Source organism: Nocardia sp. NPDC050175 (assembly GCF_044459885.1).
GTDB lineage: Bacteria > Actinomycetota > Actinomycetes > Mycobacteriales > Mycobacteriaceae > Nocardia.
In genome coordinates, this window is record NZ_JBITJI010000010.1 from 303,424 (window position 1) to 322,510 (window position 19,087).

Sequence of the window (19,087 nt, forward strand, 5' to 3'; positions counted from 1 at the left end):
GCAGCACTATCGGCCACAGCATATGAGTGGGGATTTGTCGACGAAGCGGCGCTGACGCAGCAGCTACGGGACCAGTGGTCGGGGCTCGTGCCCGAGCACTGTGCGCAGCACCGATTCGGCCTCTGTTGCCGAAACATCGCCCACCTGCCGGTACGCGATGTGCTGGTCGGGGCGCACCAGCAAGGCCGATGCCGTCCCGTCGTTGCGGGACGCAGTGTCCGGGGCCTTGGCATGGTCGATGACGACCAGATCCACTCCGAGCGCGCGAGCCGCGTTCGCGAAAGCGGCTGTCGTTGACCCGTTCTCGGCGAGATTGAGCAACGTCAGCTGCGCACCGAGCGCGTCGTAGAGCGACCTGCCGTCGGCGAGCCAGTGGTGCGGCAGCCGAGCACCGGGGCGAGTGCTCGGCGTGTAGCTCAGCGGCCCGTCCACGGAATCCGGTCCCGGCTCGTCGGCCACGATCACCGGGGAATCGTCGTACCGATAGCCGAGAACCAGTCCGAGACTGTGGAATTCGGCCGCCATGCCGCTCTGGATCGCCGCGGCCACCCCACTCGGTTCCGCGTGCCGGATGCGCAGCACCGCCTGCATGTTCGCCACCGTCTCGGCGACCGTCCGCAACGCGACCGCACGCCGCTCCGGCTCGTAACTGGCCGGCAGCGTCGCGCCGCCCCAACCGGCGAGGGTGGCCGCCAGTTTCCAGCCGATGTTCACCGCGTCACCGATGCCGGTGTTGTATCCATGCCCACCCCACGGCGGATTGAGGTGCGCGGCGTCGCCGACCAGGAAAACCTGTTCGCTGCCGAACCGATCGGCAATCTGCATTCGGGCACTCCACTCGTCCGTGGACAGAATCTCCGCCTCGACCTCAGCGCCCACCAGATCCGCGAGGATGCCTGCGATATCGGTGTCCGCGCCCCGGCCGCTCGCGCCGGCCCACCAGGTGTCGGCCAGATCGAAGCGGCCCAGTACTCCGGTCACCCGGGGGTTGAAAACCCAGTAGTGCACAGCCGGTCCGTGCGGCACCCGCTCGGCGAGCCCGGGCGCGCGGAACACGATATTCAGGTTGCTCAGCGCATCTTGCGATCCTTCCAGTCGCGCGCCGAGCAACTCCCTGGTCCTGCTGTTGGCTCCGTCGCACCCCAGCACGTATCGGGCCGACACCGTGCGCTGGGTTCCGTCGCCGCACACCGCGTCGACCAGGACCTCCTCGGCGGACTCGTGTAACCCCGTCAACGCCCAGCCGGTGACGAAGGTGACATTCGGCAACTGCGCCACCGCCTCCCGCAGCACCTGCTCCACGATCGGTTGCGGAACCTGTTGGCCGGACTCGGCGAACAGCTCCGAGGCCTGTGGCGTCAGACCGAAACAGTCGGTGAATCGGGTGATTTCGGGTCCTAGCAGATTCGTACCGAACACCGCGTCCTGCGACCACGACACCGGGAGTGGCGCCGCCTTACGGATCTCGTCGGCCAGTCCCCACCGGCGGAAGTGCTCCATTGTTCGGATGCTGGTTGTCTTCGCGCGCGGCCGCAGGAACGACACCTCGGCGCGCGGCTCGAGGACCACGCACTGCACGCCCCGAGTGCCGAGTTCCATGGCCGCCGCCAGCCCCACCGGTCCACCACCGGCGATCAGGACGGCCGTGCTGTCAGGTGGCGTGCTCATGCGGACTCTCCTGGGGAAGGGGTGGACGTGCTCGCCCGGTGCAGGAACTGCTCCAGCGCGTCATTGAAGGGCGCGCCCGTGTTCTGCGTGCCGTGACCGCCGGGCACCAGCAGGCGCTGTGCGCCGAGGCGCTCGGCCAGCGCGTCGCTGATCTCCTCGAACACCGGACGTTGCCCACCGCTGACCACCAGGATGGGGATGCCGGCGGCACGCAAGGGCTCGAGCGGGACCTCCGCTTCCCACGGCAAGCGCCCGCCCGCGGCCACCCGCGTCGCGAACTCGCGCAACCCGGCCGGGAGCGTTTCCGGGAAGGTCGCGGTGGGTTCGATAATGCCGAAGAACCGACGGAACAACGCGATCGGATCCGAGACGGGCTCGGCGAAAAGCTGTGTCATCGCACGTTCGTACGCGTCCACGGCCGGCCTGCCGCGGGCCACGAAGCTGGCCGCGCTCTCGATCAGAGTCAGCGAGCGGACCGCTTCGGGCCGGGCCGCGGCGGCGATCATCGCGCCGAGTGTGCCGTAGGACTGGGCGACCACATGCGCACCGTCACCGAGCGCCTCGGCAAGCAGTCGCCCGTCGGTCAGGTAATCCTCGAATTCCGTTGGGGCGCTGTCGTCGTAACCTAACCGGGAGACAATGCGCAATCGCCACCGGTCCGCAAGCGGCAGCTGCGTCTGCCACGATTCCGGCCCACCGAACGCACCTCCGTGCACGAACAGGATCGGTTCGCCGCTGCCATGGTCGACCATGCGCATACCACCGGGGCCGGTGTAGCGGCCGCTGTGTCCCGCATCGGCGGTCACGGCTTGGGTGTGGGTCACCGCCACACTGTCGAGCAGCCTGTCGGCCAGTCCGGCGATACTGGGCAGGTCGAGGAACCAGGCTGCGGGTGGCGAGACCGCCAGTGCCGCACTGACTTTCTGCTGGACCTCGACCGCCAGCAGGGAGTCCATGCCGAGCTCGCCGAGCGGATCGTCAGGTCCGATGTCGCCGGGCGCGCACTCCAATACCGCTGCGGCGGTGCCGGTCAGCAAGTCCCGCAAACGATGTCGCGCGGTATCCCGATCGCCGATCGCGAGCAACTCCGTGATCTCGGTGCCGAGCTGCGACGAGCCCGCCGATGATCCCTGCGCCCAGGCCACCGACATGTGGGCTGCTCGCCGTGGGGCCGAACGGATCGCGGCCAGCAACGCCGCCTGCGTAGTCGCCTTGAGGTGCACGCCGATCATCCGGGCCACCTGCCGACCATCCGGTGCGGCGAGCACGATGTCCGCGGTGATCAGATCGGAATCGCTTGCGCTGCCTCGCATCTTGGCGTGGCAGTACATCTCGCCGCCGTCGTAACCGAAGAAGACGAACTCCTCGATCTCCATTGCCATGACCACGGTCTCGCCGAGCGAGCCCGACTCGCTCAACGGCAGGCACGCGGTCAGCAGTTGGAGCGCGGAATCCACAATCCCCGGATGCAATTCGTAGCCCTGCGCCACTTCCACGGCATCCGCGGGGCGGATACGCGCCAGCGCCTCACCGTCGGTCCGCTTGATCGAGGCCAGCCATTGGGCGGAAGGGCCGAGGTGGATGCGCCGCTGCCAGAGCTCCCGATAGAACGTCGATCCCGCGATCTCGGTAGGGCACCGGGTCTCGATGTCCGTCACCCACTCCGCGCCGAGAGTCCCCCGTGTTTCGGTGGCCGGAACCAGCGTGCCCTGCGCGTGCAGCGGCCACTGCGCGCCGTCCACGCCCCGGCTGTGGTAGGCGAATCGGCGGGCGTCGCCCTCGCCGAGCGTGACCAATTGTGTTGTGAGCCTGCCATTCTCGGGCAGGATCAGTGCCTGCTGCATGACAATGCCCTCGGCGCGCACCCCGGTCTGCCCAGACGTCCAGATCCGCCGCGCGGCCTCGATGATCGTCTCGAGATGGAACCCGGCGTTGACGACCGTGGCGTCCCCGGATACGCAGTCGGCCAGGCTCGGATGCGTCGCGACGCTCAGCTCGGCCTGGTACTGGGCGAGGTCCAGCGGGGAACTGACGCGGCTGCCCAACAGGGTCGGGCTGTCCAGCGGCGGCGCGGTGGGAGACACCACCGGTGCTGCCGATCGCTGAGACTCGCTGAACCAGTGGTGTTTACGTTCGAACGGATAGGTCGGCAATTCGACGCGACGGCGGCGGTAACCCTGGTCGAAGCCCGCCCAGTCGACCACACCGCCGAGGGTGAACAGCGCACCGAGGCTGTCCAGGAGGGTCGTCCACTCGCCCTTGCCGCGGCGCAGCGAGGCGAGCCAGTGGTGTGCGCCGGGCGGCAGGCTGTTCTTGGCGATACTGCTGAGATGTGGTGCCGGGCCGATCTCCACGAACACCGAGCACCCGCGGTCGACGAGCCGCGCCAGCCCGTCGGCGAACCGGACCGGGGAGCGGGCGTGGTCTTGGATGTAGTCGGCGTCGAGGGTGGTGCCGTCGCCGCCGAGGAAATCTCCGGTCAGGTTGGATACCAACGGGATTCGGGGCGAGCCGAACTCGATGTCCGCCGCGAGCCGGTGCAGCTTCTCCAGCATCGGATCGAGCAGTGGCGAATGGAACGCGTGTGACACGGCCAGTCGGCGCGACTTCACACCCCGCTCGGCCAGTGCGGCGAGCACCGAGTCCAAGCGCTCGGCTACACCGGATATCACGACATTCGCCGGTCCATTGATCGCCGCGATAGCCAGTTCCTCCGGATGCACGGCGATCGCCGCGACGACCTGCGGCTCGTCGGCGAAGACCACGGCCATCGCGCCGCCCTCGGGCAGCTCATCCATCAGCCGGGCGCGCTCGGCCACCAGGCGCAGACCGTCCTCGAGGCAGATCACGCCCGCCACACACGCGGCGGCCAGTTCGCCGACACTGTGCCCGACCATCGCGCTCGGCCGCACCCCCCAGCGCATCCACAAGCGGGCCAACGCGTATTGCAGGGCGAACATCGACGGCTGCGTGTAACGGGTCCGATCGATCAGGTCCGCGGTGTCGCCGAAAAGCACCGACAGCAGCGGGCGGTCGAGCAGTCCGACGAGGATCTCCGCGCAGCGGTCGAGGTCGGCGCGGAAGCCGGGATCGGTTCGATACAGTTCGCGGCCCATTCCCGCGTACTGCGCGCCCTGCCCGGTGAACAGGAAGCCGACCTTGGGCTGAGCGCGCTCGGCCCGCCCTCGATGCAGTCCGGACGGGTGACCCCCGTCGGCGAGTTCACCGAGCCGATCACGAAGCTCGGCAACCGAACTCGCGCGCACCGCCACCCGGTGCGGGAACTTCGCGCGACCGGTGTTGGCGGTGAACGCGATATCGCTCAACGACCCGGCGTCGCCGAGGTCCTCGACATAGCGGCGGGCCAGCGTTCGCAACGCGCTCTCGGAGCGGGCACTGAGCGTCACCAGTTGCTCTGTGCGGTCGGCGGTTTCGGCCGCGGCGGCCGGCGCGGGGGCCTCTTCCAGCACGACGTGCGCATTGGTTCCGCTGGCACCGAACGAACTTACACCCGCGAGCCGCGGCTCAGCGGTCCGCGGCCACGGCGTCAACTCCATCGGCAGCGTCACCGGTAGGAGGTCCAGCCCGATCTCCGGATTGACCTCATGCAGGTGCAGTAGCGCGGGAATCTGCTCATTGCGCAGCACGAGAACGGTTTTGATCAGGCCGGCGACACCGGCGGCGGATTCCAGGTGACCGATATTGGTCTTGGCCGAGCCCACGATCACCGGAGACCGCGCGTCGCGGTCCGGCCCGAGTACGGCACTCAGGGCACGCATCTCGATCGGATCGCCCAGCGCGGTGCCCGTCCCGTGCGCCTCGACATAACCGATCCGGGCACCGGACACGGCGGCGTCCGCCAGCGCAGCACGGATCACCGCCTGCTGGGCTTTGCCATTGGGCACGGTGATACCGCTGCTGCGGCCATCGGAATTCACTGCGGAACCACGGATGACCGCGTGGATGTGGTCACCGTCGGCGAGGGCGTCGGCCAGGCGTTTCAACACCACGACACCACAACCCTCACCGCGCACATAGCCATTGGCGCTCTTGTCGAAGGTCTTGCACCGCCCGTCGGGGGACAGCATGTTCGCGTTGGACAGCAACACGAACGCCTCCGGCGCGAGCAGTGCGTTCACCCCACCGGCCAGTGCCATCGAACAATCACCGGCGCGCAGGCTCTGGACGGCTAGATGCACCGACACCAGCGAGGACGAACAGGCGGTGTCGACCGAAAGGCTCGGACCGTTCAGACCCAGCCAATACGACAGCCGCCCGGCCGCGAACGTGGACGCGCTCCCGGTCATGGCGTAGGCGTCGAGGTCCGCCGCGGACGATCGCTGGATGATGCTCTGCAAATAGTCGCCACCGGTGACGCCGACGAAGACGCCGGTCTTCGACCCCTTCAGCGCGTCGGCGGCCTGCCCCGCGTTTTCCATTGCCTCCCAACCGACTTCGAGAAACAGCCGCTGCTGTGGGTCCATGTAGGCGGCCTCACGCGGGGAGATGCCGAAGAACGGTGCGTCGAAGGCGTCCACGTCCTCCAGGAGTGCCGCGCTCTTGGTGTAAGCCTTGCCCTCGGTCCTGCCGTCTCCATCATGGAAGGCGTCGACGTCCCAGCGCGACGGGGGCACCTCGGTCACCGCATCGATTCCCGAGCGCATCAGGTCCCAGAAGGCGGCGGGTCCGTCCGCGCCCGGGATCCGGCAGCCCATGCCGATGATGGCGATGGGCTCGTTGCGGTCGCGCTGGGCGGTTTCCAGCGCCGCGCGCAACTCCCTGATCTCGATGAGCGCACGGCGCAGGACGGTGTCACGGTTGCTCATCGGCGGATGTCCCGTCCTGCACGTACCTGTGCTGCCTTGTCGATCTCCGCCTCCAGCAGCGCCAGGAGATCATCGTCGGAAAGGTCGTCCGAGGGGTCGGCGGTGGCGAGCGACTCTTGCCATCCGGCGTCGGTCTCGACCGGGGCGGCTTCGCTGCGGGCAACAGGCTGGGACCGGGCAACGGACTCGGACTCGGACTCGATGTCGGTGGCGGTGATATCGGTGTGCTGGATCAGGAAGTCGGTCAGCTCACGGACATTGGGCTGCTCGAAGAGCACAGTGCCAGGCAATTCCGTACCCAGATCCTGTTCCAGCAGCCTGCGCAGATCGACTGCCATCATCGAGTCCATGCCGAGTTGGAAGAAACCGTCATCGGAATCGATCTCCACAACGCCGATGCCGAGCAGCGCCGCCGTGTGCGCGGTGATGCGTTCCATCAGCAGTTCCTGCCGGAGGCTGTCGTCCGCGCCGACGAGTGCCCACCGAGTCGGTGGCGTGGGTGTAGCGACCGGTGCCGGTCGCGGGACAGCGCTGGACGCCGAATCGGCCGATCGCATCGCCCAGTACCGCGACCGCTGAAACGCGTAGGTGGGCAAGTCGACTCGGCTGACCGCGACGTGCGCGAACACCTCCGGCCAGGCGGGCACGAGGCCGTGCGCATAGGCCGCGGCCAGCGCCCGCAGGAACTCCGGGACATCACGGTGCGGTCCCAGCGGCGGCGCGGTCTTCCCCGCTGTGCCGATCCACACCGCGGCGGACTCTCCCTGCTCACCCGCGGCGATGGCGGATAGACCGGCGAGCAGTTCCACCCGATTGCTCGCCACCAGCGCCGCGCGATGACGCATCGGCGACCGCCCCGTCGCCAGTGACCAGGCGACATCGGTGTGCGCCAGCTCGGGGTGATCGTTGAGATGGCCGAGCAGTCGCTGTGCCTGTGCGCGCAGCGCGTCGGCCGAGCGGCCGGAGATCGGCACCAGCACCGCGCCGGTAACATCCGCCGGTCCGTTCCGCCTCGCGTCGGCCATCGGCGGGGCCTGCTCGAGGATCACGTGTGCGTTGGTGCCACTCATTCCGAACGCCGAGACCGCCGCCCGGCGCGGCGTCGCATCCGGCCACGGTCTGGCCTCGGTGAGCAGTCGCAGTCCGCTGGAATTCCAGTCCACATGCGAAGACGGCTGCGCCGCATGCAAAGTCGGCGGCATCGTGGCATGCGTCATCGCCTGCACCGTCTTGATCACGCCGCCGACACCGGCCGCGGCCATCGAGTGCCCGATATTCGACTTGAGCGAACCCAGCCACACCGGCCGGTCGGCGGAGTGGGCCGCACCGTAGGTCTGTGCCAGCGCATTGGCCTCGATCGGGTCACCGAGCACCGTCCCGGTGCCGTGCGCCTCGACCAGGTCGATATCGGCGGGGGTGAGATCGGCATTGCCCAGCGCGGCGCGGATAACCCGCTGCTGCGCGGTGCCGTTCGGCGCGGTGAGACCGTTGCTCGTGCCGTCCGAATTCGTCGCGGTGCCCCGGATCAACGCCAGCACCGGATGCCCGTGACGGCGGGCGTCGCCCAGCCGTTCCAGCAACAGCACACCGGCGCCCTCGGCCCAGCCGGTGCCATCCGCGGTGGCGGAGAACGCCTTACAGCGGCCGTCCGCCGACAACCCGCGCTGCCTGCTGAACTCAACGAACGCCGCCGGACCGGCCATCACGGTGGCACCCCCGGCCAGCGCGAGCGTGCTTTCGCCACTCCGCAGCGATTGGGCGGCCAGGTGCAGGGCGACCAGGGACGACGAGCACGCGGTATCCACCGTCACCGCAGGCCCCTCGGTGCCGAGTACATAGGCGACGCGCCCGGACGCGACACTCGGCGCGAGCCCGGTGATCCGGTAGCCGCCGAGCGTGTCCGTGGCGTCCGCGGTACCCGGTCGATAGTCCTGCAGGGCGATGCCGAAGAACACGCCGGTCGGCGTGCCCCGGACGGTGGCCGGGTCGATTCCCGCGCGCTCCAGCACTTCCCAGGATGTCTCCAGCAGTAGCCGGTGCTGCGGATCCATCGCGCTGGCCTCACGGGCGGAGATGCCGAAGAACGCGGCGTCGAAATCGGCGACGTCGGCGAGGAAGCCGCCGTGCCGGGTGTAGCTGGTGCCCGGGTTGTCCGGGTCCGGGTGGTAGAGCAGGCTCGGCCAACCGCGGTCGTGCGGGAATTCCCCGACGGCATCGGTCTTTCCCATCACCAAGCGCCACAGTTCCTCCGGTCCGCGCACCCCACCGGGATAGCGGCAGGCCATGCCGACGATGGCAATCGCATCGAGGTCTTCCGTTGCGCCGGTGCCGAACTCGGGACGGACGTCGGCGCTCGGGACATCGGGGGCCGGGGTGACGTCAGGTGCGGTGGTGAGTGCGGATGCGGCGGTGTCGCTCCGAGCCTGCTGCTCTTGGTCGCGCTGAGCCAACCGCTCGTCGAGGTAGTTCAGCAGCGCGGGCACCGTGGGATGGTCGAAGCCGACCGTCTTGGGGAGGCGCAGACCGGTGACCGATTCCAGCTTCCGATGCAGGGTGAGCATGCCGACCGAGGTGAGCCCGAGGTCGTGGAACGATCCGTCGCCCACCATGTCAGCGTCGGTGTAACCGGCGACAGCGGCGATCAGCTCGCGCACCGAGGCCGCCAGCCGGACGCCGCGCGGCACGTCGTTCGCCGCGGGCTCATCCTGCGCTGCGGCTGCCGCCGGTGTCCGAATTTCGTTGTGCGCGTGCAGGTCCCACCAGTAACGACGCTCGGCGAACGGATACGTCGGGAGCGTGACCCGGCGCGGTTCGGCAGCGGCGAACACCCGATCCCAGTCGACCTCGACGCCGACGGAGTACGCGGCGCCGAGCGCCCGCGCAACGGCATCCGCCTCGTATTCGACAGGGCCGGTAGGTAATACGTCGAGGGCCTCGATACCCGCCATCTCGTTGCCGCACTCTGCGGCCATAGCCGCGACGGTGCCGTCCGGCCCGATACCCAGCAGCGCCGACACACCGGCGAGACGCAGAGCACGGACGGCAGCGGAGAATCGCGCGGGCATCGTGGCATGCCGGACCCAGTGGTCCGGGGATATGAGCCGCTCGCCGTCGTCCAGGTCACCGGTCACCGCAGAGAAGATCGGCAGGTCTGGCCGCCGATAGGACAGGCCCTCCGCGACCGAACGGAATCGGCCGATCGCCGACTCGGCTGTCGCCGCTCCGGAAGGCACTGCGGCTGTCAGCATGCTGTGTGCTGCGACCAGTGCGCAGGCGTCCGCCAAGCTCCAGACACCGGCGACGTAGGCGGCCGTCAGCTCGCCGAGCCCATGCCCGCCGAGGTAATCCGGTCGCACGCCCCACTCCCGCAGCTGTGCGGCCAACGCGGCCTCGAACGCGAACAGTGCGGGCCGCGCGTACTCCGGCGTGGCCAGCAGTGTCGTGTCGGACGGCGTCGTGCTGAACATCAGTTCACGCAGCGGCCGGTCGAGATGCCGGTCGAACTCTGCGGTGATGTCGTCGAATGTACTGGCGAACAACGGGTTTCGGGCATGCAGTCCAGCACCCAGGCCGGGCCGGAGGACGGCTTCGCCGGCGAACAGGAAGGCCACTCTGCCGTGCCCTGCACGGCCGGTGGACACCAGCGGATGCGGCACGCCCCGAGACAGCGCGTCCAGCGCCTCGGACAACCGCGTCCGCGAATCGGTCAGCACGACCGCCCGATGCTCGAACGCGGTGCGGGTAGTAGCCAGTGAGTAGGCCACATCGGCGAGCTCGAGGTCCGGATGGGTGCCCAGGTGATCACGTACGCGCGCGGCCTGCGCGGCGAGCGCCTCGGCGTCGCGCGCGGTCACCGGAACCCACAGCGGGACAGTGGTTTCGGGGCGCGGCGTCGCGGACCGGGCGGGTTCGGGTGCCTGCTCGAGGATCAGGTGGGCGTTGGTGCCGCTGATCCCGAACGAGGAAACCCCGGCGCGCCTGGGCCGATCCACCTCGGGCCAGGGACGCTGCGCGTCGAGCAGCGCGATGTTGCCGCCGGCGAGGTCGACCTGCGCGGTGACCCGGTCGAGATGCAATGTCTTGGGCAGCACACCCGCTCGAATGGCGAGCACCTGCTTGATCACCCCTGCGACACCGGCCGCGGCCTGCGGATGCCCGAAGTTGGATTTCAACGAGCCGAGCAGCAGTGGCCGGGCCGCGCTGTGTCCCGGCCCGTAGGCGTCCAGCAGCGCCTCGGCCTCGATCGGGTCACCGAGTCGTGTTCCGGTTCCGTGCGCCTCCACGGCATCGACCTCCGCGGCGGTCAACCCGGCATCCGCCAGCGCCGCGCTGATCAGCGCTCGTTGCGCGGTGCCGTTCGGCGCGGTCATGCCGTTGCTCGCGCCGTCCTGGTTGACCGCCGAACCGGTGATCAACGCCAGGATCGGGTAGCCGAGCCGCTCGGCCACCGATTGCCGGGCCAGCAGCACCACCCCGGCCCCCTCCCCCAGCACGGTGCCATCGGCGGTCGCGGAGAACGGTTTACACCGGCCGTCCGCCGCGAGCCCTCGTTGCATGCTGAACTCGATCAGCACCTCGGGAGTGGCCATCACCGTCGCACCACCGGCGACCGCGAGCTCGCATTCGCCCGCGCGCAGCGACCGCATCGCCAGATGAATGGCGACCAGCGACGACGAGCAGGCGGTGTCCACGGTGAGGGCCGGACCGGTCAACCCGAGCAGATACGACACCCGGCCCGAGGCGACGCTGGCGCCGCTGCCCGTCATGGCATAGCCGGCGTATTCCACCGGCGTGCGGTCCATTCCGGGGTAGTAGTCCGCGCCGAGCAGTCCGGTGAACACCCCGGTTCTGGTGTCGCGCAGGGATTCCGGCTTGATACCGGCCCGCTCGAGCAACTCCCATGTCGTGGTCAGCAGCAGCCGCTGCTGGGGGTCCATGGCCACTGCCTCGTGCGGTGAGATGCCGAAGAAGCCGGGGTCGAATTCGTCTGCACCGGAAAGGAATCCGCCATGCCGGGTGTAGCACTTGCCAGGCAGGCCCGGCTCGGGGTCGAAGAAGCTGTCGATGTTCCAGCCGCGGTCGGCGGGAAGGGAGCCGACGGTGTCGGTGCCGTCGATCAGCACCCGCCACATGTCCTCGGGACTGCGGACGCCACCCGGCAGCCGGCAGGCCATCGACACGATCGCGATGGGTTCTCCGGCCTGGTGCCGCAGTTGCCGGTTCTCCTTGAGCAACCGCTGGTTTTCCTTGATCGCCTTGCGCAGCGCCGCGACGATCTGGTCCTGGGCGGCAGTCATCACTCGGCCGTTCCGGTGGCCGTACCGCTGCCACCGTTCACGAGGTTCAGCAGGGCGTCGACATCCATGTCGTCGATCTCCAAGTCGTCGATCTCCTCGACCGGGGACACCGTCGGGTGTCGATCCGTGGTCCGGTTGGGCGGGGCCACATTTCGGTCGGCCGATGCGGTGGCCGCGGTCTGGCCGGTCGGTGCGGCCGTGATCAGCCGGTGCAGATGCGCACCGAGCTTGGCCGGCGTGGAATGGTCGAAGATGACCGCGACGGTGAGCCAAGTCCCGGTTGTCGCGCTCAGCCGGTTGCGCAATTCGACGGCACCGAGCGATTCCATCCCGAAGCTGCGGAAGGACTGCTCCGGTGCCAGCGCGTGCGGCGATTCCTGACCGAGCACCGCCGCGGCGTGCTCGCGGACCAGATCCACCAGGGTGCGCCGCTGTTCGGCTTCCGGCATCCGCGCCAGCCGGGCCACGAGCTGCGATGCGGACTGCTCCGGCGACGGTGTGGGATCGGCCACGACGCGGCGGCGGTTGCGCGGCGCCAGCGCGTGCAGGAGTGGCGGAACCGTTGCGGCGGAACCGTTCTGGTCGAAGATCAGCCGAACCGGCACGGCCGCTGTGGTTTCCGACAGCCAGCAGGCGTCGAACAGTGCCAGCCCCTCCGAGGTGCCCATGGCCTCGACCTGAACCCCGGGGGCGACCGACACCCGGTTGCCCGCGTCGATGTGCGCGGTCATCTCACTGCGCTCGTCCCACAAGCCCCAGGCGAGTGTCGTCGCGGCCTGGCCTCTCGACCGTCGCCGCTGGGCGAGGCCGTCCAGCAGCGCGTTGGCGGCGGCGTAGTTGGCCTGCCCGGCAGTGCCGAATGTGGCTGCGCACGAGGAGAACAGCACGAAGGCCGCCAGATCGTGGTCGCGGGTCAACTCGTCGAGATGCAGTGCGCCGGTTGCCTTGGGTGTCATCACCGCGGCCACCTGTTCGGCGGTCAACGATTCGAGGAGTGCGTCGTCGAGCGTGCCTGCGGCATGCAGGACCGCGGTGAGTGGGTGCTCGGCCGGCACGGCGGCCAGGGTCGCGGCCACCGAGTCCCGGTCGCCGGTGTCGCATCGCACGACGGTGACCTCGGCGCCGAGATCCTGCAGGGTGCCGACGAGTTCGCCGACGCCGGGCGCGTCGGCGCCGCGCCGACCGGCCAGCATCAGGTGCCGCACGCGGTGGGTCGCGACGAGGTGCCGGGCGAACAGGCCGCCGAGTGTGCCGGTGCCGCCGGTGATCAGCACAGTGCCGTCGGGGTCGAGTGCACGATTCCCGCGCGGCGGTGTCTGCCGCTGGCGGGCCAGGCGGAACCCGGTCGCCGTTCCCTGGCGCAGTGCGAGCTGAGGTTCGCCGGTGGATCGCACGCCGGGCAGGGCGGTCAGCGAGTCCGGGTGAGCGTCGGTGTCCAGCAGCATGATCCGGCCGGGGTGCTCGGTCTGCGCGGAGCGGGTAAGGCCCCAGATGGCCGCCATCGCCGGGTCGGTGTCCTCGCCGTCCACGGTGGCCACGCCGTGCTCGGTCAGGATGATGAGCCGGGTCCCTGCCAGCCGCGGCTCGGCCAGCCAGCCCTGCAGGTCGCCGAGCACCTCCGCCACCGGTGCGGTGTCGTGCACGGCGACCGGCAGCACCGCGACGTCGGGTGCGGGTTCGCCGCCCGACAGCGCGTCACGCAGGGCGGACACGTCCCGATACTCGGTGACTGACGCTGTGCCCCAGTCTATCTCGGTTGCCGCACCGCCGATTATCGCCCATCGGCCGGTCGGCGGCGTGGCGTCGATCGCCACCGCAGCCCAGTGGGGAACGTACAGCGATGTCAGCCGGGCACCGGCGCGCACCGCGTCCTCGGCGACCGGCAGGACCTCGATCGAGTCGACAGTGAGCACCCGTTGCCCCTGCGCGTCGGTGGCCGTCACCGTGTACGAGCCGGACGCCGCGGGTGCGAGCCGGACACGCAGGCTGGTCGCGCCGGTGGCGTGCAGGCTGACGCCGGTCCAGGAGAACGGCAGCCGGGTCACGCCGTCGCGGGTCACGCCCGCCAGCGCCAAGAGGTGCAGGGCGCTGTCGAAAAGGACTGGATGCAAGCCGAATTGAGCGGCTTCGGGTTCGCGATCCGGGGCGAGTCGTACCTCGGCGAAATATTCTTCGCCCCGCTGCCAGCAGGCGGACAACGCACGGAACGCCGGTCCGTAGGCGATATCGGTGTCGGTGAACGTGGCGTAGACGTCGTCTGGTTCGATCGGATCGGCATCGATCGGTGGCCACTGGTCCTCGCCGTGGGATGGCTCGGTGTCCTCGCGCCCGAGCAAGCCGTCGGCGTGGCGGGTCCACTCATCGGTCGACCGGTCGACGGCCCTGGAGTACATCCGCACGCTGCGGCGGTCGTCGTCGTCCGGCGGGCCGACCGCGACCTGGAGCTCCAGCGCACCTGTTTCCGGCAGCACGACCGGCTGGTGCAGGGTCAGCTCAACAACCCTGCCACAGCCCACCTCGTCTCCGGCCCGCATCGCCAGCTCGGCGACCGCGGCACCAGGCAGGACCGCGCGACCTTGCACCGCATGGTCGGCCAGCCACGGATGAGTGCGCACCGACACGCTGCCGGTGAGCAGGCAGCCCTCGGTGTCCGGAAGCTCGAGCGCGGAGGAAACCAGCAGGTGGCCGGTGCTCCGCAGACCAGGGACCGTGGATTCGCCCGCAGTGTTTTCCTCGAGCCAGAAGCGACGGTTCGCGAAAGCGTACGTGGGCAACTCGATATGCGCCGGGGTGGTCTCGGCGAAGAACGCGGACGGGTCGAGGCCGACACCTCGAACATGCGCTTGGGCGAGGCTGGTGGCGAATCGTGTTGCCCCGCCGTCATCTCGGCTCAGCGAGGCGACCGTCACCGCCTCGGTGGACGCGTCGTGCGCGATGTCCGCCACCGACTTCAGCAGCATCGGATGCGGGCTGGTCTCGATGAACACCTGGTGGTTGTCGGCAAGGGCGGCGTGTACCGCATCGACGAATCGCACCGGCTGGCGCAGATTCCGGTACCAGTACCCGGCGTCGAGTTCGCGGGTGTCGAGGAGCTCACCCGTGACGGTCGAGTAGAACGGCACGGTCGAGGCGATGGGCGTGATATCGGCCAGCGTCTCCAGCAATTCGGCGCGCACCGATTCCACCTGCGGCGAGTGGCTGGCGTAGTCGACCGGGAGCACGACCGCGTGGTGTCCCGCGGTCTCCATCGCGTCGACCATCTCGCCGAGCGCAGTGGCCGGGCCCGCGAACACGGTGGCCGTTGGGCTGTTGCGGGCGGAGATGCTCAGCGGCACCGAGCTACCCGCGAGATATTCGGCGGTGCGGTCGGAATCCAGTGCGACCCAGGCCATTCCGTACTCGGATTCGGAGAGCGTACGCAGGGCTCGGCTGCGCAACGCCACGATGGCGGCGGCATCCGGTAGCGTCAGCGCGCCCGCGATGTGGGCGGCCGCGATCTCGCCTTGGGAATGCCCGATCACCGCGCCGGGGTACACGCCGTAGGACTGCCACAGTTTCGCCAGCGCCACCATGACCGCGAACAGCGCGGGCTGCACGACATCGACCCGGTCCAGGCTCGCGGCGTCGGGCGCCTGGCGCAGCACATCCAGCAATGCCCAGTCACAGTGTGGTGCGAGCGCGTCGGCGCATGCGGTGAGTTCGGCGGCGAACACCGGAGACTGCTCGAACAGTGCGGTGGCCATGCCCGCCCATTGCGCGCCCTGCCCGGGGAAGACGAACACCGCCGCGTTCGTGGACCGGGCGACACCGGCGTGCACGGTGTCGGTGTACTCGCCGTTGATCAGCGCGTCGAGACCGTTCAGCAGATCGATCCGATCCGTTCCCGTCACGATCGCCCGGTGCTCGAATCGTGAACGGCCGTACCACAATGCGGGTGCCAGTGCCGCGACATCGTCGTTCCGATGCTCCCGTACCTGCCGCGCGAGCCTACGGGCCTGTGCGCGCAATGCCATCTCGGTACGCGCGGAAATCACCCACGCTGTCGGTAGGTGGTGCTCGGATCCCGTCGTGGCGGTGGCCAGTTCGTCGGGTGCCGGTGGCTCCTCGATGATGATGTGCGCGTTCGTGCCGCTGACACCGAACGAGGAGATGCCGGCGCGGCGCGGCGTCTGGGTATCGGACCAGTCGACGGGCTCGGTGAGCAGTCGCACGTGTCCCGCCGACCAGTCGATCAACGGGTTGGGATTGTCCACGTGCAGCGTGCGCGGCAGCAGGCCGTGCCGCATCGCGAGGACCATCTTGATGATGCCGCCGATACCCGCGGCACCGACCGTGTGCCCGATGTTCGACTTGAGCGAACCGAGCCACAGTGGCCGGTCGGCCGCACGGTCCTGGCCGTAGGTGGCGATCACGGCGTTCGCTTCGATCGGATCGCCGAGCCGAGTGCCTGTCCCGTGCGCCTCCACCGCGTCGACGTCCGCGGCGACCAGGCCTGCGGCGTCGAGCGCCTTGCGGATAACTCGTTCCTGCGCGGCCGGATTCGGCGCGGTGAGCCGGGTGCTCGGGCCGTCCTGGTTCACCGCGCTGCCGACGATCACGGCGTGCACCGGGTATCCGAGCCGGCGTGCGTCGGACAGCCTGGCCAGCAACAGCATTCCGGCGCCCTCGCCCCAGCCGGTGCCATCCGCGGTGTCCGCGAACGATTTACAGATTCCATCCGGCGACATCGCACCCTGTCGGCTGAACTCGGTGAACACGCCCGGGGTGCCGTGGAAGGTGGTACCGCCGGCCAGCGCGAGCGTGGCATCGCCGGTGCGCAGCGACTGGCAGGCGAGGTGGATGGCCACCGAGGAGGACGAGCACGCGGTATCGATGGACATCGACGGCCCGGTGACACCCAGGAAGTACGACAGTCGCCCGGACACCATGCTCGGTGCGGTTCCGGTCAGCACCCGGCCGCGGATGTCCTCCGGCGTCCGGTGCCAGCGCGGCCCGTAGTCCGGTCCCGTGATGCCGACGAACACCCCGACCTCCTGTTCCCGTAGCGCTGCGGGAACGATGCCTGCGCGTTCGATCGCCTCCCAGGCGGTCATCATGATCAGCCGCTGGGCCGGATGGATCGCCGCCGCCTCACGCGGGGAGACTCCGAAGAACTCGGGGTCGAAATCCGCACCGCCGTCGACGAATCCGCCGAACCGGGTGACGATCGCCCCGGACTGCTCGCCGGGCGTGCCGATCAACCGATCGAGGTCCCAGCCACGGTCCGTCGGAAGCTCGGTGATCGCGCATCGCTCGGCGGCGACCAGGTCCCACAGTTCGCCGGGTGTCGAGACCCCGCCCGGATACCGGCAACCCATGCCGACGATCGCGATCGGATCGGCGACACCCGCACACTGATTGATCACTTTTATCCCTGAGATAGAGAGAAAGTCCCGGGGAGCACGGTATTCAAAAGCCCCCTGACTCGACCACGAGAATCTTCACGAGATTGCCGCGGGTCAATTCGACCGCACGACAATTATCCCGGCGCTGCGCCCTCCCGAGGCATATAGCTCCTTCCAGCGGCAGGAGATCAAGCGAAGTTCCCCGACGGTTCATACAACGGTCTCGAGGATCAGCCGGTTCAATGGCGGCGAGTGTCTATGGTCACATCCTCGGCTGGGCGATCAATCGAGATCCATCGTGCACGATGTATTATTGCACACAAGACCGGCGGCGCATAGGCCGAAACATGTTCAAGATAGACACGGAAGAGCGAGGTCAAGTGGGTCTACGCCCATGTCGTCGGCCCGACCGCCGCTCACTGGACCGAGGTGCCGAGCGGATGAAACGCTCCGGATAATCAATAGCTAACAGGTATTACAAGTTCCATTGCAGAGGGGTGATTGATCCATCAACCCCACCATCCCCTTATCTGTCAATAGATATACACATCCTGGGAATGCTACGAACTGGATCACCGTATAGCCTCGGGGCTATCAGTACGGATTCTCGCTGAATAGCGAGCATCCACCGATTCAGCTAATAGAGTTCGGGCGGACTGATCTGGCCCGACCGGTACGTATGTCAGTTAATGTGTATTGTCTCGGCGACGCGTGGTCGCCGATGATCGCGCTATTCGCCCCAGGGGGACGAAAATGGTCACAGAACAGCCCAAGACCTCGCCGCTGCCCAAGATTCCGCCGTTGCCACTGCTGCGGGCTGTGGATCGATTCCGTAGTCTCCTGACCGCCGCATTGCGCCGCACCGCGCCCGCGCCGGTGGCATTGCTGGATATCGTCCAGGGCGGCTTCCTCATGCAAACGCTCTGCGCGGCAGCCGAACTCGGTGTCGCCGATGCCCTCGCCGAGGGTCCGCTCCGACTCGACGAACTGGCCGCCCGGGTCGGCGCCCGCGCCGACGCACTGGCCCGACTGCTGCGGCCCCTGCTGGCCGAGGGCATCTTCACCCGCCACGGCGACCGCTACCAGCTGACCTCCCTGGCCGAGCCGCTGCGCGCGGATGTCCCCGTCTCGATCCGCGGCATCCTGCAGTTCTACGGCTCCGCCCAGCATCGCGCGATGTGGTCGCAGCTGGCGGAGGCGGTCCGCACCGGCGACCCCGTCGCCGAGCAGGTGCTCGGTATGCCGTTGTTCGACTTCACCCGCAAGGACCGCGAGTTCGGCGAGATGTTCGACGCCGCGCAGACCAGCGCCTCGGAATTGACACTGCTCCCGACCTTGGCCGCCTACGACTTCGCGCAGTACGGCACCATCGTTGACATCGCCGGTGGCCACGGCCGACTGCTCATCGAGCTCTTGACCCGTGCGCCGCGGTCGCGCGGCATCCTGTTCGACATGCCGGAGGTGGTTGCCGAGGTCCCGACGCGTCTGGCCGCCCTCGGTCTGGCCGATCGCTGCACCGTCGCAGGGGGCTCGTTCTTCGAGTCGGTGCCCACCGGCGGCGACGCGTACATCCTCAAGCACGTCCTGCACGATTGGTACGACGCCGACGCCGGCCGCATCCTGCGCACCGTGCGCGCGGCCATCTCGGATTCGGCGAAACTGCTGCTGATCGAGATGGTGCTGCCGTCGGACAACCGCCGCCAGTTCGGCAAACTGATCGACCTGGAAATGCTGGCAGTCGTCGGCGGCCGCGAACGCACCGAACAGGACTTCCGAACTCTCCTGTCCGCCAACGGCTTCGAACTCATTCGACGAGTAGAAACCGCGGCCCCCGACAACATCCTGGAGGCCCGCCCAATATGACCTCGCCCCGCCACCGAGCGAGCTCACGACGCCGCACTGCGGTTATCTG

5 protein-coding genes are annotated in these 19,087 nt (G+C 68.7%); 1 reads left to right on the forward strand and 4 read right to left on the reverse strand.

Going from position 1 to position 19,087, the window contains the following annotated elements; translation table 11 throughout:
• Positions 1-63: 63 nt before the first annotated feature.
• From ACIBK2_RS31590 to ACIBK2_RS31605, 4 genes are read right to left on the reverse strand one after another with little or no spacing between them, the layout of a single operon-like run.
• On the reverse strand, positions 64-1,668 hold the full coding sequence (locus ACIBK2_RS31590; RefSeq protein WP_396972458.1) for an FAD-dependent monooxygenase: 1,605 nt from the start codon (positions 1,666-1,668) through the stop codon (positions 64-66).
• Positions 1,665-6,494: an alpha/beta fold hydrolase gene (locus ACIBK2_RS31595; RefSeq protein ID WP_396972460.1), complete on the reverse strand. Its 4,830-nt coding sequence runs from the start codon at positions 6,492-6,494 to the stop codon at positions 1,665-1,667. The genes ACIBK2_RS31590 and ACIBK2_RS31595 overlap by 4 nt, the downstream gene beginning before the upstream one ends.
• Positions 6,491-11,791 carry a beta-ketoacyl synthase N-terminal-like domain-containing protein gene (locus ACIBK2_RS31600; protein WP_396972462.1) on the reverse strand — a complete coding sequence of 1,767 codons (5,301 nt, stop codon included), beginning with the start codon at positions 11,789-11,791 and terminating at the stop codon, positions 6,491-6,493. The genes ACIBK2_RS31595 and ACIBK2_RS31600 overlap by 4 nt, the downstream gene beginning before the upstream one ends.
• On the reverse strand, positions 11,791-17,196 hold the full coding sequence (locus ACIBK2_RS31605) for a type I polyketide synthase (protein WP_396972464.1): 5,406 nt from the start codon (positions 17,194-17,196) through the stop codon (positions 11,791-11,793). Before ACIBK2_RS31605 ends, ACIBK2_RS31600 begins: the two co-directional genes overlap by 1 nt.
• Before the next feature lie 732 nt (positions 17,197-17,928).
• Here ACIBK2_RS31605 and ACIBK2_RS31610 point away from each other — a divergent pair.
• Positions 17,929-19,038, forward strand: coding sequence for a methyltransferase (locus ACIBK2_RS31610; RefSeq protein ID WP_396972466.1), 1,110 nt, complete (start codon positions 17,929-17,931; stop codon positions 19,036-19,038).
• Positions 19,039-19,087 lie beyond the last annotated feature (49 nt).

Bases quoted from the DNA above. Each gene is read 5' to 3' on its own strand.
- ACIBK2_RS31590 (WP_396972458.1), bottom strand. From the start codon at position 1,668: ATGAGCACGCCACCTGACAGCACGGCCGTCCTGATCGCCGGTGGTGGA.
- ACIBK2_RS31595 (WP_396972460.1), bottom strand. From the start codon at position 6,494: ATGAGCAACCGTGACACCGTCCTGCGCCGTGCGCTCATCGAGATCAGG.
- ACIBK2_RS31600 (WP_396972462.1), bottom strand. From the start codon at position 11,791: ATGACTGCCGCCCAGGACCAGATCGTCGCGGCGCTGCGCAAGGCGATC.
- ACIBK2_RS31610 (WP_396972466.1), top strand. From the start codon at position 17,929: ATGGTCACAGAACAGCCCAAGACCTCGCCGCTGCCCAAGATTCCGCCG.